The sequence below is a fragment of the Microvirga sp. 17 mud 1-3 genome, assembly GCF_003151255.1.
Classification (GTDB): domain Bacteria; phylum Pseudomonadota; class Alphaproteobacteria; order Rhizobiales; family Beijerinckiaceae; genus Microvirga.
The window spans coordinates 427,223-440,402 of sequence record NZ_CP029481.1 but is presented as its reverse complement, the minus strand read 5'-3'; the positions used below and the strand labels follow the sequence as shown (position 1 = coordinate 440,402).

The 13,180-nt window shown below is 62.5% G+C and carries 11 protein-coding genes; 9 read left to right on the top strand and 2 right to left on the bottom strand.

Annotation, left to right across the window (positions count from 1 at the left end):
• Nucleotides 1–338 precede the first annotated feature (338 nt).
• Complete coding sequence (locus C4E04_RS02015; protein WP_109600671.1) at nt 339–812, top strand: VOC family protein; 474 nt, start codon at nt 339–341, stop codon at nt 810–812.
• A 31-nt stretch (nt 813–843) separates the two neighbouring features.
• On the opposite strand, the gene C4E04_RS02010 is transcribed toward C4E04_RS02015, so the two are convergent.
• Both C4E04_RS02010 and C4E04_RS02005 read right to left on the bottom strand, forming a co-directional pair.
• Nucleotides 844–1,782: a dihydrodipicolinate synthase family protein gene (locus C4E04_RS02010; RefSeq protein WP_109594471.1), complete on the bottom strand. Its 939-nt coding sequence runs from the start codon at nt 1,780–1,782 to the stop codon at nt 844–846.
• A gap of 35 nt (nt 1,783–1,817) precedes the next feature.
• Nucleotides 1,818–3,551: an IlvD/Edd family dehydratase gene (locus tag C4E04_RS02005; protein ID WP_109594469.1), complete on the bottom strand. Its 1,734-nt coding sequence runs from the start codon at nt 3,549–3,551 to the stop codon at nt 1,818–1,820.
• 156 nt (nt 3,552–3,707) lie between these two features.
• Here C4E04_RS02005 and ytfQ point away from each other — a divergent pair, with 156 nt between their 5' ends.
• The 8 genes from ytfQ to mmsB all read left to right on the top strand — a co-directional run bounded on the left by ytfQ (nt 3,708) and on the right by mmsB (nt 13,178).
• Nucleotides 3,708–4,670 (top strand): galactofuranose ABC transporter, galactofuranose-binding protein YtfQ, encoded by a 963-nt coding sequence (gene ytfQ / locus C4E04_RS02000; protein ID WP_162559237.1) that lies wholly within the window; start codon nt 3,708–3,710, stop codon nt 4,668–4,670.
• Between the two features lie 70 nt (nt 4,671–4,740).
• A complete protein-coding gene (gene ytfR, locus C4E04_RS01995) occupies nt 4,741–6,249 on the top strand; it encodes a galactofuranose ABC transporter, ATP-binding protein YtfR (protein ID WP_109594467.1) in 1,509 nt (502 codons plus the stop codon).
• The gene (ytfT, locus tag C4E04_RS01990; protein ID WP_109594465.1) at nt 6,250–7,254 is read left to right on the top strand and encodes a galactofuranose ABC transporter, ATP-binding protein YtfT; all 1,005 of its coding nucleotides are present in this window, start codon (nt 6,250–6,252) and stop codon (nt 7,252–7,254) included. It begins immediately after the preceding gene.
• On the top strand, nt 7,251–8,210 hold the full coding sequence (gene yjfF, locus C4E04_RS01985) for a galactofuranose ABC transporter, permease protein YjfF (protein WP_109594463.1): 960 nt from the start codon (nt 7,251–7,253) through the stop codon (nt 8,208–8,210). Before ytfT ends, yjfF begins: the two co-directional genes overlap by 4 nt.
• Before the next feature lie 102 nt (nt 8,211–8,312).
• The gene (locus tag C4E04_RS01980) at nt 8,313–9,014 is read left to right on the top strand and encodes a FadR/GntR family transcriptional regulator (protein ID WP_245416204.1); all 702 of its coding nucleotides are present in this window, start codon (nt 8,313–8,315) and stop codon (nt 9,012–9,014) included.
• A 276-nt stretch (nt 9,015–9,290) separates the two neighbouring features.
• Nucleotides 9,291–10,355 (top strand): multiple monosaccharide ABC transporter substrate-binding protein, encoded by a 1,065-nt coding sequence (gene chvE / locus C4E04_RS01975; RefSeq protein ID WP_109594459.1) that lies wholly within the window; start codon nt 9,291–9,293, stop codon nt 10,353–10,355.
• Between the two features lie 92 nt (nt 10,356–10,447).
• Nucleotides 10,448–11,977, top strand: coding sequence for a multiple monosaccharide ABC transporter ATP-binding protein (gene mmsA / locus C4E04_RS01970; protein WP_109594457.1), 1,530 nt, complete (start codon nt 10,448–10,450; stop codon nt 11,975–11,977).
• 55 nt (nt 11,978–12,032) lie between these two features.
• A complete protein-coding gene (mmsB, locus tag C4E04_RS01965) occupies nt 12,033–13,178 on the top strand; it encodes a multiple monosaccharide ABC transporter permease (RefSeq protein ID WP_371682072.1) in 1,146 nt (381 codons plus the stop codon).
• Nucleotides 13,179–13,180: the final 2 nt, after the last annotated feature.

The following is a 13,180-nucleotide window of genomic DNA, read 5'->3' as shown; positions in this document are numbered from 1 at the left end:
TGCTCTCGGGCACAGCCGGAAGGCCCAGGACATCGTAACGGTTCCGTATGAGCCCGAACCCGCCTCGGCCCGCAACGGCACATGGCGGACGTCCTGACTGACCGGTACCGACGATGAGCAAGAGCCCACACCCCTCCGCCTTCTCCCGCAGCCTGAACCCTTCCGAATGGGGAGCCATTGCGGTTCTCGTGACCTTCCTGGTTGTCTGGTTCGGCTCAGCCTTCGCCTGATTCCGTGCGGTCAGGGTGGCCGCATCGACGGAAGGTTACTCGCTAACCATTTCGGAAGAGCTTGGGCCGAGAATGGCGGGCGTTGCCTTCAAGGGGAAAGGAACCGTCATGGCAAAGAACACGATCTGCCTCTGGTACGACAAGGACGCCGAGGCGGCTGCCCGCTTCTATTGCGAGACCTTTCCCGACAGCGCAGTGCATGGCGTGCACCGGGCACCCGGAGACTACCCGTCCGGCAAGGAGGGCGACGTCCTGACCGTTGAATTCACGGTTGCGGGCATCCCCTGTCTCGGTCTCAACGGGGGCCCGGCTTTCCAGCACAACGAGGCCTTCTCGTTCCAGATCTCCACCGAGGATCAGGCCGAGACCGACCGCTACTGGAACGCCATCGTCGGCAATGGCGGCCAGGAGAGCGCATGCGGTTGGTGCAAGGACAAGTGGGGCGTGTCCTGGCAGATCACGCCGCGGACCTTGATGGAGGCCCTGGCGGCAGGCGGCGGCGAAGCCAAGCGCGCATTTGACGCGATGATGAACATGACGAAGATCGACGTGGCCGCCATCGACGCGGCACGGCGCGGTTGATGCCCGCCGGTTGGCTCCGCTCCGCCTATCCCTATCGCCCCCAGCGCAAAACGACCGGATCGAGGCGGCTCGCGATCTCGATCAGGCCCTTGCGCGTTTGCGGGTGCAGGGGCTGCAGCGGATGGCGGACGCAGTCGGAGCGGATGACGCCGCCCTCCTTCATGAGCACTTTGGCGGCCAGAAGCCCGCATTGCCGGTTCTCGTAGTTGATCAGGGGAAGCCAGCGCTCGTAGGCGGCCAAGGCCGCCTCACGGTCGCCTGCCCCATAGGGATCGATGATCTGCCGGATACCGTCAGGAAACCCGCCGCCCGTCATGGCACCCGTGGCGCCCGCATCCAGGTCCGCCATCAGTGTGATCGCCTCCTCGCCGTTCCAGGGCCCCTCGATGGCATCCTCGCCCAGGGCGATCAGCTCGCGCAGCTTCGCGGCGGTGCCGGGCACCTCGATCTTGAAATAGGACACCTGGGCAATGTCCCGCGCCATCTTCGCCAGGAAGCCGGCCGAGAGCGGGGTCCCGGCCATGGGCGCATCCTGGATCATGATCGGTATGCCGATAGCGTCCGACACCCGGCGGAAGAAATCGTAGATGCCCGTCTCGGAGACCCGCAGCGTCGCGCCGAAGAACGGCGGCATGACCATCACCATCGCGGCGCCCGCCTCCTCGGCGCGGCGGCTGCGCTCGACGCAGAGGTCTGACGAGAAGTGGCTCGTGGTGACGATGACGGGCACCCGGCCGGCGACATGGTCGAGCATGGCTCGCATCACCAGCTCGCGCTCCGCATCGCTCAGGGCGAACTGCTCGGAGAAATTCGCCAGGATGCACAGGCCGTCGGAGCCCGCGTCGATCATGAAATCGACCGCCCGCTTCTGCCCTTCGAGGTCGAGGCGGCCATCCTCGTCGAAGATGGTCGGCACCACGGGATAGACACCGCGATAGGGGCGCGTGGAGCTTCTTCCAGACAAGGCCATGCCTTTCTCCTTCGGTTCGTAATCTCAATCCGTTGTCAATGGTTGTCGCGTGGTACGGGCGCCCCGGTTCGGCCGACGAGGAAGTCCAGGTCGGCGCCCTTGTCGGCCTGCATCACGTGATCGATGTAGAGCTTGGCGTAGCCACGCGTGGCATGCGCAAGCGGTGGCGCCCAAGCGGCGCGCCGGCGCTCGAGCTCGTCCGCCTCGACGTGCAGATGCAGGCTGCGGGCGGCGACATCCAGGGTGATCAGGTCGCCGCTCTGCACCAGGGCCAGCGGACCGCCGGCCGCGGCCTCGGGCGCCACATGGAGCACCACCGTGCCATAGGCGGTGCCGGACATGCGCGCATCCGAGATGCGGATCATGTCGCGAACGCCCTTCTTGAGCAGCTTCCGCGGCAACGGCATGTTGCCCACCTCGGCCATGCCCGGATAGCCTTTGGGGCCGCAGTTCTTGAGGACCATGATGCAGGTCTCGTCGATATCGAGCGTATCGTCGTCGATGCGATGATGAAGCTCCTCGATGGACTCGAACACGACGGCGCGGCCGGTATGCCGCATCAGCTCGGGCGAGGCCGCGGATGGCTTGATGACGGCGCCGTTCGGCGCAAGATTTCCCTTCAGCACCGCGATGCCGGCCTGTGGCTTGAACGGCTCCTCGAAGGTGGTGATGACCTCCCGGTTCCAGCACTGCGCATCCTTGACATTGTCCCAGATCGGCTTGCCGTTCGCGGTCAGCGCCTCCTTATGTAGCAATCCACGCTCGCCCAGAGTGCGGAGCACGACCGGCAATCCGCCGGCATAATAGAAATCCTCCATCAGGAAGCGGCCGGAAGGCATGAGGTCGACGAGGCAGTGAACGTCGCGCCCCAGGCGATCGAAGTCGTCCAGCGTCAGGTCGACGCCCGCGCGGCCGGCCATCGCCAGAAGGTGCACCACCGCGTTGGTCGAGCCCCCAATGGCCGCCAGCGTGAGGATTGCGTTCTCGAATGCCTGCCGCGTCATGATTTTCGAGAGCAGGAGATCCTCGTGCACCATCTCGACGATGCGCCGACCGGCCATGCGGGCGAGATGGTTGCGACGGGCATCGCTTGCCGGGATCGCGGCATTCTCGGGCAAGCCGACGCCGAGCGCCTCGACCATGGACGCCATGGTGGAGCCGGTGCCCATGGTCATGCAGTGGCCGGCGGAGCGATTCATGGCGCTCTCCGCCTCGTGAAACTCCTCCAGTGTCACTTCTCCGGCGCGCAGCTGCTCGCTCATGGAGATGATGTTGGTGCCGGAGCCGATGATCTTGCCGCGATAGACCCCGCGCAGCTGCGGTCCGCCGGAGACGCCGATGGTGGGCAGATCCGCGGAGGCCGCGCCCATGAGCAAGGCAGGGGTGGTCTTGTCGCAGCCCATGAGGAGCACGACGCCATCGAGGGGGTGGGCGCGGATCGCCTCCTCGACGTCCATGGCCGCGAGATTGCGAAAGAGCATGGCCGTGGGGCGCATCGTCACCTCGCCGAGGGACGAGACGGGGAATTCGAGCGGGAAGCCCCCGGCATCGAGCACGCCGTACCTCACGTGCTCGGCAATGGTGCGGAAATGGGCGTTGCAGGGGGTGAGCTCGGACCAGGTATTGCAGATGCCGATCACCGGGCGTCCGTCGAACTGGTCCTGGGGAAAGCCGCTGTTCTTCAGAAACGAGCGGTAATAGAAGCCCATCTTGTCCTGCCGCCCGAACCACGCCTGGCTGCGTAGAGGGCGCCTGTCGTTGTCGCTCATCCGCTCTCGCCTTCGAAACAATGTGTCGCCCCAAGGAGCCCAAAGACCGCGACTTTGGTTGTATAGGCGTTCACTTCGGTTCATATAATAGTACTAATAGGCGGCTGTTAAGGCTGCTAAAGTCGAAGAGCAACGAGAAATTCAGGGAGAGAACGCATGAAGGCCCGTCACCTTCTGACGACAATCGGCATGGCCGCTCTGATGCTGTCCTCAGGCGTCGCCTACGCTCAGACCAAGATGACCATCGGCTTTTCCCAGGTCGGATCCGAATCCGGCTGGCGGGCTGCCGAGACGAAGGTCTCGAAAAGCGAGGCCGAAAAGCGCGGCGTCGATCTGAAGATCTCAGACGCGCAGCAGAAGCAGGAAAACCAGATCCGCGCTGTCCGCTCCTTCATCGCCCAGGGCGTCGATGCGATCTTCATCGCGCCGGTCGTATCGACCGGGTGGGATGCGGTCCTGAAAGAGGCCAAGGACGCCAAGATCCCGGTCGTGCTGCTCGACCGTTCCATCGACACGAAGGACGAGTCCCTCTACCTCACGGCCGTGACCTCGGACACGGTCTATGAAGGCAAGGTGGCCGGCGAGTGGCTCGCCAAGGAAACCGGCGGCAAGTGCAACGTGGTGGAACTCCAGGGCACGGTCGGCTCGAGCCCGGCGATCAACCGCAAGAAGGGTTTTGATCAGGTCGTCGCCGCCAATCCCGGCATGAAGATCATCCGCACCCAGTCCGGCGACTTTACCCGCACCAAGGGTAAGGAAGTGATGGAGAGCTTCATCAAGGCCGAAGGCGGCGGCAAGAACATCTGCGCCGTCTACGCGCACAACGACGACATGGCGATCGGCGCCATTCAGGCCATCAAGGAAGCGGGCCTGAAGCCCGGAACGGACATCAAGATCGTCTCCATCGACGGCGTTCCGGACATTTTCAAGGCCATGGCCGATGGCGAGGCCAATGTCACGGTGGAGCTGACGCCAAACATGGCGGGCCCGGCCCTCGACGCGCTGGTCGCCTTCAAGAAGGACGGGACGATGCCGAAGAAGTGGATTCAGACGGAATCCAAGGTCTTCACGCCCGAGACCGCCAAGGCCGAATACGAGAAGCGCAAGGATCTCTACTGAGATCGTTACGTGACCAGAGCAGCAGGCGGGCAACCGCCTGCTGCCTCGCATCTGGGTATTCGGGGACGCAATGCCGGAATTGACAGAGCAGCCCAAGCTCCTTGAGATCCGGGGCCTCACGAAGGGTTTTCCGGGCGTGCAGGCGCTGGACCACGTGGATTTCGCGCTGGATGCGGGCGAGATCCACGGACTGCTCGGCGAGAACGGCGCCGGCAAGTCGACGCTGATCAAAGTGTTGACCGGTGTCTTCAGACGCGATGCCGGAACCATTCGCCTCGACGGGCAGGAATTCGAAGCGCGGGATCCTGCGGATGCGCTCTCACTGGGTATCGGAACCGTCTATCAGGAAGTCAATCTTCTGCCGAACCTGTCGGTCGCGGACAATCTCTACATCGGCCGCCAGCCGCACCGTTTCGGCCTCGTCCGCACAGGCGAGATGCGGCGCCTCTCGGAGGAGTTGCTCGCAAGCTACGGGCTCGACATCAATGTTGCCAATCCTCTGAGCACCTATTCGGTGGCCGTCCAGCAGATCGTTGCCATCGCCCGTGCGGTCGATCTCTCGGCCAAGGTGCTGATCCTTGACGAGCCGACGGCGAGCCTCGATGCGCATGAGGTCGAAATCCTTTTCAAGATCCTGAGGGATCTCAAGAGCCGTGGCATCGGCATCGTGTTCGTCACGCACTTTCTCGACCAGGTCTATGCGATCTGCGACCGGATCACGGTGTTGCGCAATGGACGCCTCGTGGGCTCCCGCCCGATCGCCGACCTGCCACGGATCGAGCTTGTCTCCATGATGCTCGGGCGCGAACTCGCGGCGGAGGCCCTTCATCGTAATCAGCGGAGCGCCGTCATGGGTGAGCCGCTGGTCGCATTCAAGGATTACGGCAAGCGCCGGCTCGTCGAGCCGTTCGATCTGGCGGTGCGTCCCGGCGAGGTGGTGGGTCTTGCGGGCCTCCTCGGCTCCGGTCGTACGGAAACGGCGAGATTGATGTTCGGCATCGAGCGTGCGGACAGTGGCCAAGCCTTCGTGGACGGCAAGCCCGTGCGCATCGCCACGCCCCGCGAGGCAGCCCGGCTGCGGTTCGGGTTCACGCCCGAAGACCGCAAGACGGAAGGAATCGTGGCTGAGCTGTCAGTTCGCGAAAACATCATCCTGGCGCTCCAGGCACAGCGCGGTTGGCTGCGTCTGATCCCAAGACGCAGGCAGGAGGACATTGCCGAGCGCTTCATCAAGCTTCTCGATATCCGCACCCCCGATGCGGAAAAGCCTATTGGGCTGCTGTCGGGAGGCAACCAGCAGAAGGCACTCCTTGCCCGCTGGCTCGCCACCGAACCACGGTTCCTGATCCTTGACGAACCCACACGCGGGATCGACGTGGGTGCACATGCGGAGATCATCCGCCTGATCGAGCAGCTTTGCGAGGACGGACTTGCTCTTCTCGTCATCTCCTCTGAGCTCGAAGAGATCGCGTCCTACAGCGATCGCGTGGTCGTGCTCCGCGACCGTCGGCATGTGCGGGAGCTCTCGGGCGACGAGGTGAATGCCGATACCATCATGACAACCATCGCGAGCTTTTGAATGAGAGGCGCAATCCAGGCTGCTGCTCCGCGCACCTTGCCCAAGGGGTTTCCGCAGCTCGCTGCGCTCCTGATCGTCTTTCTCATCAACTGGCTCGTCTTTCGCGACTTCTTTGCCCTGCGCCTTCAGGACGGGCGTCTCTTCGGCAGCCTCATCGATGTGCTGAACCGGGGGGCGCCGGTCGCCATTCTGGCCCTGGGCATGACCCTCGTCATCGCCACCCGCGGCATCGATCTGTCGGTCGGCGCGGTCATGGCGATTGCAGGGGCGGCGGCGGCCACCATGACGGCGCAGGGTTATCCGTTGCCGGTCGCACTCGTGGCAGCAGTCGGTGTCGGTTTGGCCTGCGGCCTGTGGAACGGCATCCTCGTCGCCGTTCTGGAAATTCAGCCTTTTGTGGCCACCCTGATCCTGATGGTGGCCGGCCGCGGCTTCGCGCAGCTGATCACGGAGGGACAGATCATCACCTTCGTGAGCGAGGGTTTTGCGGCCATCGGCGGAGGCTCCTTCCTGATGCTGCCGATGCCGGTAGGGATCGCCCTTGTGATGCTACTCGTCACGCATCTGGTGGTACGGTACACGGCGCTCGGTCTCTTCATCGAGGCGATCGGCGCCAATGTCCGCTCCAGCGCCTATGCGGGCATCGGCACCAAGGCCGTCACGATCGCGGTCTATATGTGGTGCAGTCTCTGCGCGGCCATTGCGGGGCTGATCGTGACGGCGGACATCCGCGGCGCCGATGCTAACAATGCCGGTCTCTGGCTCGAGCTCGATGCCATCCTCGCGGTGGTCATCGGCGGAACCTCTCTTTTTGGCGGGCGCTTCAGCCTCGGGCTCTCGGTCATCGGCGCCCTTATCATCCAGGCCATGAACACCGGGATCCTGCTGAGCGGCTACCCGCCTGAATACAATCTGATCGTGAAGGCGATCGTCGTTCTCGCGGTGCTTCTGGCGCAGTCGCCCGTCCTGACGGCCCTCCGCGCAATCTGGAGAGCCAAGGCATGATCCGGCGCCACCTCCCCGTGCTCATCACCCTGGCGGTATTCATCGCCGGTTATCTGATCTGCCTCGCCCAGTTCCCGAGCTTCGCGTCCACCCGCGTGATCGGCAATCTTTTCACCGACAATGCCTTCCTGGGAATCGTTGCGGTGGGCATGACCTTCGTGATCCTGTCGGGCGGAATCGACCTGTCGGTAGGGTCCGTGATCGCCTTCACGGGCGTGTTCCTGGCCGTCGCCATCGAGCGGTATGGGCTCAATTCCTATCTGGCTTTCGCCCTCATCCTGATCCTCGCATCCCTGTTCGGGGCCGGGATGGGCTTCCTGATCCATACCTTCCAGATCCCGGCCTTCATCGTGACGCTCGCCGGCATGTTTCTGGCGCGGGGTCTATGCTTCGTGCTCACGACGGACTCGATCCCCATCAATTCGCCCGCCTATGGACAGATCACGGACATCGCCGTTGCCCTGCCGGGCGGGGGACGGCTGACCTTCATCGCCATGGTCATGCTCCTGATCTTCGCCGCGGGCATCCTCCTGGCTCATTTCACCCGGTTCGGCGCCAATGTGTATGCTCTTGGCGGCAACAAGACGTCGGCCGAGCTGATGGGTGTGCCGGTCGGGAAGACGACGATCCGGATCTATATGCTCTCTAGCTTCCTGGCCGCCCTGGCGGGCATCGTCTTTTCCTTCTATACCTCTGCCGGCTATTCCCTGGCTGCCACCGGCGTCGAGCTTGACGCAATCGCTGCTGTCGTCATCGGCGGGACCTTGCTGACGGGAGGCTATGGAACAATTCTCGGCACGTTTGTCGGTGTGCTGATCCAGGGGTTGATCCAGACATATATCACCTTCGACGGGACCCTGAGTTCCTGGTGGACGAAGATTGCCATCGGCGCCCTGCTGTTCGCGTTCATCGTCCTTCAGCGGGGGCTGGCGGCGGCATCGCTTCGAACGCGATAGAGATGGAAGAAGAAGACTATGGTGTTGGCGCGCGAGTTCCAGAGGCCCTCAAGAACGCGATCAGCTCATGATCTCGTTGCCCACGGGATCGGCCAGAATATCATGCAGGGGCGCTTCCCGGTCGGCAGCATCCTGCCGGGGGATGCCGAGCTGATGGAGCTCTTCGGCGTATCCCGAACGGCGCTCCGGGAGGCGTTGAAGACCCTGGCGGCGAAAGGGCTGATCGAATCCAAGACGAAGGTCGGCACCAAGGTTCTGGATCGCAACAGCTGGAACATGTTCGATGCCGACATCCTCGAGTGGCACCTGGAGATGGGCGTGGACGCCCGCTTCCTCGGATGGCTCTTCGAGATCAGGCAGACCCTCGAGCCGCTCGCCTGCGCCACGGCGGCCCTGCGGCGGACGCCGGAACAGCTCGAACGGATGCGCAGAGCCCTTCAGGCGATGTATGGCTGCGAAAGCAACCGACAGGGTTTCACAAAGGCCGATCTTGCCTTCCATCAGGCGATCCTTGAGGCGTCCGGCAATCCCTTCCTGCAATCGATCGGCTCCGTCATCGGAGCAGCCCTGGCCACATCCTTCACGATCAGCTCGCCTGTATCGAGCGACGAGCGCTTCCGTGAGGTCATGCGGCAGCATCAGGAAGTGTTCGACGCGATCGAGCAGCGCCAACCGTCCGCCGCGAGCGATGCCATGGCCACGCTGATCCTTCGGGCGGCAGAGCGGGTCCAGATCAAGCGCGCCGAGGGTTCCCTGGCCGAGATCCAGGTTCATGCCTTCTCGGAGGCAGATCGGCCTCGATAGACCGGCCTTGGCTGGCGTGGAGCATGATCAGCAAGTGTACGCCGCCCAAAATAGTAGTATAGTATGATTTATTATTGCTAGGATCGAAGTGACACTCGCCTCACGCGAGAGGGAGGAAGCGCCGCTCACGAGATGAGCTGCCCTAACGACAAGATCAGGATGACTGCCGCGGCATAAACCAAAGCAGACCACTGACGGAGAAGCTCTCAAGCAACAAACCAAAATACGCCAGACGCAATGGCGAAATCCGGGGCACGGATAAGAGGGAGAACGACATTGAGGACTTTTGCAACCACATTAGCGGCTGTGGCCATCGGAGCTTTCGGCGTACTCGGAGCGGCCCAGGCGCAGGACAAGGGAACCGTTGGCGTGGCCATGCCCACGAAGTCGTCCGCACGCTGGATCGACGACGGCAACAACATGGTCAAAGCCCTTAAGGAGAAGGGCTACAACGTCGACCTGCAATATGCAGAAGACGACATTCCAAACCAGCTGTCGCAGATCGAAAACATGATCACCAAGGGGTCCAAGGTGCTCGTGATCGCGGCCATCGACGGAACGACCCTCTCCGATGCGCTGCAGCAGGCTGCCGACAAGGGCATCAAGGTCATCGCCTATGACCGGCTGATCCGCAACTCCAAGAATGTCGACTACTATGCCACCTTCGACAATTTCCAGGTCGGCGTGCTGCAGGGTGGCTATATCGAGAAGGCGCTCGGCCTGAAGGAGGGAAAGGGCCCGTTCAACATCGAGCTGTTCGGCGGATCGCCTGACGACAACAACGCCTACTTCTTCTACAATGGCGCGATGTCCGTGCTCGAGCCCTACATCAAGAGCGGCAAGCTCAAGGTTCAGAGCGGCCAGATGGGAATGGACAAGGTCTCGACCTTGCGCTGGGACGGCGCAGTTGCCCAGGCCCGCATGGATAACCTGCTGTCGGCCTATTACACCGACAAGCGTGTCGATGCGGTGCTCTCCCCCTATGACGGCCTCAGCATCGGCATCATCTCTTCCCTAAAGGGTGTCGGGTACGGCTCGGCTCAGCAGCCCATGCCGGTCATCACCGGCCAAGATGCCGAAGTCCCATCCATCAAGTCGATCCTCGCCAAGGAGCAGACGCAGACCGTGTTCAAGGACACGCGGGAACTCGCCAAGGTTGCGGCCGGCATGGTCGATGCCGTGCTCTCGGGCAAGCAGCCTGAGGTGAACGACACCAAGACCTATGAGAACGGCGTGAAGGTGGTTCCGTCCTATCTTCTGAAGCCCGTGAATGTCGACGCTTCGAACTGGAAGGAAGTCCTGGTCGACAGCGGTTATTACAAGGCAGACCAATTCAAGTAATGGGCCGATGGCGTATGGACCCTGTGCAGCCGCGCAGGGTCCATACGCGTTTCCGGAATGCTTGCCGCATCAGAGCGGCCTGAGGTCATGCGATGAACGCGATCCTTGAGATGCGGGGCATTACCAAGTCATTTCCGGGCGTGAAGGCGCTCGACAACGTCAACATCACCGTCAAGGCCGGCGAGATCCACGCGCTCGTCGGCGAGAACGGCGCCGGCAAGTCTACACTCATGAAGGTGCTGAGTGGGGTCTATCCGTACGGCTCTTATTCCGGAGAGATTCACTACGAGGGCCGGGAGAGGCGCTTCTCGGGAATCTCCGACAGCGAGGCGCTCGGCATCATCATCATTCACCAAGAGCTGGCCCTCGTGCCGCTCCTGTCGATCGCCGAGAATATCTTTCTCGGCAATGAGCCCGCGACGTACGGCGTCATCGACTGGTCCTTGGCCTTCGCCAAGACCAAGGAATTGCTCAAGGTCGTCGGGCTCGATGAATCGCCCGAGACGCTGGTCACCAATCTCGGCGTCGGCAAGCAGCAGCTCGTCGAAATCGCCAAGGCGCTCTCGAAGAAGGTGAAGCTTCTCATCCTCGACGAGCCGACAGCGAGCCTCAACGAACGGGACAGCGATGCGCTCTTGAGGCTCCTGCTCCAGTTCAAGGCACAGGGCATCTCGTCGATTCTGATCTCGCACAAGCTGAACGAGATCTCCAAGGTGGCCGACGCCATCACGGTCCTTCGGGACGGCAGCACGGTCGAGACCCTGGACTGCCGCGCGGAGACCGTAAGCGAGGACCGCATCATTCGCGGCATGGTCGGCCGCACCATGGAGGACCGGTACCCGAAACGGGAGCCGAAAATCGGCGAGACGATCTTCCAGGTCGAGAACTGGTGCGCCTACCATCCGCTCCACAGCAATATACAGGTCGTCAAGAATGTCGGCCTGAAGATCCACCGCGGCGAGATCGTCGGCATTGCCGGGCTGATGGGAGCGGGCCGGACCGAATTCGCCATGAGCCTGTTCGGCCGCAGCTACGGGCAGAATATCTCCGGTCGCGTAACGTTGCATGGGAAGCCGATCGATGTGAGCACGGTCGAAAAGGCCGTCGCCAATGGCATCGCCTATGCCACGGAGGACCGCAAGACCTACGGCCTCATTCTGGCCGACGACATTCGGAAGAACGTCACCATCGCCAATCTCGAGGGCGTTTCCACGAACCTCGTCATTGACGATATCCGAGAACTCTCTGTCGCTAACGACTACCGCGCCAAGATGCGGATCCGCAGTTCCAGCGTGTTCCAGGAGGCCGTGAACCTGTCGGGCGGCAACCAGCAGAAGGTCGTTTTGAGCAAGTGGCTGTTCTCCGACCCGGAGATCCTCATCCTGGACGAGCCCACCCGCGGCATCGACGTCGGAGCGAAATACGAGATCTATACGATCATCAACAGGCTGGCCGATGCCGGCAAGGGCGTTCTGATGATATCCTCGGAGATGCCGGAGCTCCTCGGCATGTGCGATCGGATCTATGTGATGAACGAGGGCTCTCTGGTTGCCGAGTTCGCCAGTGCCGAGGCGTCGCAGGAGAAAATCATGCATGCAATCGTCAAGACCGGGAGACGCTGAGATGGACACGAGAACCGCCGACGAGCTTCAGGCTCCCCCGTCGAAGACCTCGTGGATGGAGTTCATCAAGGCCCATTTCCGTGACTATGGCATGCTGCTCTCACTCCTGGCCATCATGCTGTTCTTCCAGGTGGTGACCAACGGCACGTTGCTGCGGCCGCTCAATCTCACCAATCTGGTGCTGCAGAACAGCTATATCGTCATCATGGCGCTTGGCATGCTGCTCGTCATCGTGGCCGGGCACATCGACCTTTCGGTCGGATCCATCGTCGGCTTCGTCGGAGGCCTTGCGGCCATGATGATGGTCCGCTGGGGCTTCGATCCAGTCACGACCACCATCGCGTGCCTTATCGTGGGCGGCCTCATCGGCGCGGCACAGGGCTATTGGGTGGCTTACTTCAAGGTGCCATCCTTCATCGTCACGCTCGCCGGCATGCTCGTCTTCAAGGGGCTGACCCTCGCGCTCCTCGGCGGCATGTCCGTCGGTCCCTTTCCGGTGGCCTTCCAGCGCCTGAGCTCCGGCTTCATCCCCGACATCTTCGGCGGCCTGGGTTTCAACTACACGGCCCTGTTCCTGGGCGCCGCGAGCGTCGCGGCGATGATTTATTTCAGTGTCCGCACCCGTGCCAATCAGCTCAAACACGCCGTCGAGACCGCGCCCTTCGGGCTTTTTCTCTTCAAGAACGGCCTTCTGGCGATCCTTGTGATTGCGTTCTGCACCCTCATGGCGACCTATCGCGGATTGCCGAACGTGCTCGTCATCATGGCCGTGCTGGTCGCTCTCTACGCCTTCGTGACCAACCGCACCACCATCGGCCGGCGCATCTATGCGCTCGGCGGGAACGAGAAGGCCGCCAAGTTGTCGGGTATCAAGACCGAACGCCTGACCTTCCTCACTTTCGTCAATATGGGCGTCCTCGCAGGCCTTGCCGGATTGATCTTTGCCGCCCGCCTCAACACGGCCACGCCGAAGGCGGGTCTCGGCTTCGAGCTCGATGTGATCGCGGCAGTCTTCATTGGCGGCGCCTCGGCCACCGGCGGGGTCGGCAAGGTGACAGGGGCGGTCATCGGCGCCTTCGTGATGGGCGTAATGAACAACGGGATGTCGATCCTAGGCATCGGCATCGACTACCAGCAGGTCATCAAGGGGCTCGTGCTTCTCGCGGCCGTCTCCCTTGATGTCTACAACAGGAAGAAGTGAGC

What these genes read in the sequence shown, in the direction of transcription:
- C4E04_RS01980 (WP_245416204.1), top strand. Translation starts at nt 8,313, where the DNA reads ATGCAGGGGCGCTTCCCGGTCGGCAGCATCCTGCCGGGGGATGCCGAG.
- ytfQ (WP_162559237.1), top strand. Translation starts at nt 3,708, where the DNA reads ATGAAGGCCCGTCACCTTCTGACGACAATCGGCATGGCCGCTCTGATG.
- yjfF (WP_109594463.1), top strand. Translation starts at nt 7,251, where the DNA reads ATGATCCGGCGCCACCTCCCCGTGCTCATCACCCTGGCGGTATTCATC.
- mmsA (WP_109594457.1), top strand. Translation starts at nt 10,448, where the DNA reads ATGAACGCGATCCTTGAGATGCGGGGCATTACCAAGTCATTTCCGGGC.
- C4E04_RS02005 (WP_109594469.1), bottom strand. Translation starts at nt 3,551, where the DNA reads ATGAGCGACAACGACAGGCGCCCTCTACGCAGCCAGGCGTGGTTCGGG.
- C4E04_RS02015 (WP_109600671.1), top strand. Translation starts at nt 339, where the DNA reads ATGGCAAAGAACACGATCTGCCTCTGGTACGACAAGGACGCCGAGGCG.
- mmsB (WP_371682072.1), top strand. Translation starts at nt 12,033, where the DNA reads ATGGAGTTCATCAAGGCCCATTTCCGTGACTATGGCATGCTGCTCTCA.
- C4E04_RS02010 (WP_109594471.1), bottom strand. Translation starts at nt 1,782, where the DNA reads ATGGCCTTGTCTGGAAGAAGCTCCACGCGCCCCTATCGCGGTGTCTAT.
- ytfT (WP_109594465.1), top strand. Translation starts at nt 6,250, where the DNA reads ATGAGAGGCGCAATCCAGGCTGCTGCTCCGCGCACCTTGCCCAAGGGG.
- ytfR (WP_109594467.1), top strand. Translation starts at nt 4,741, where the DNA reads ATGCCGGAATTGACAGAGCAGCCCAAGCTCCTTGAGATCCGGGGCCTC.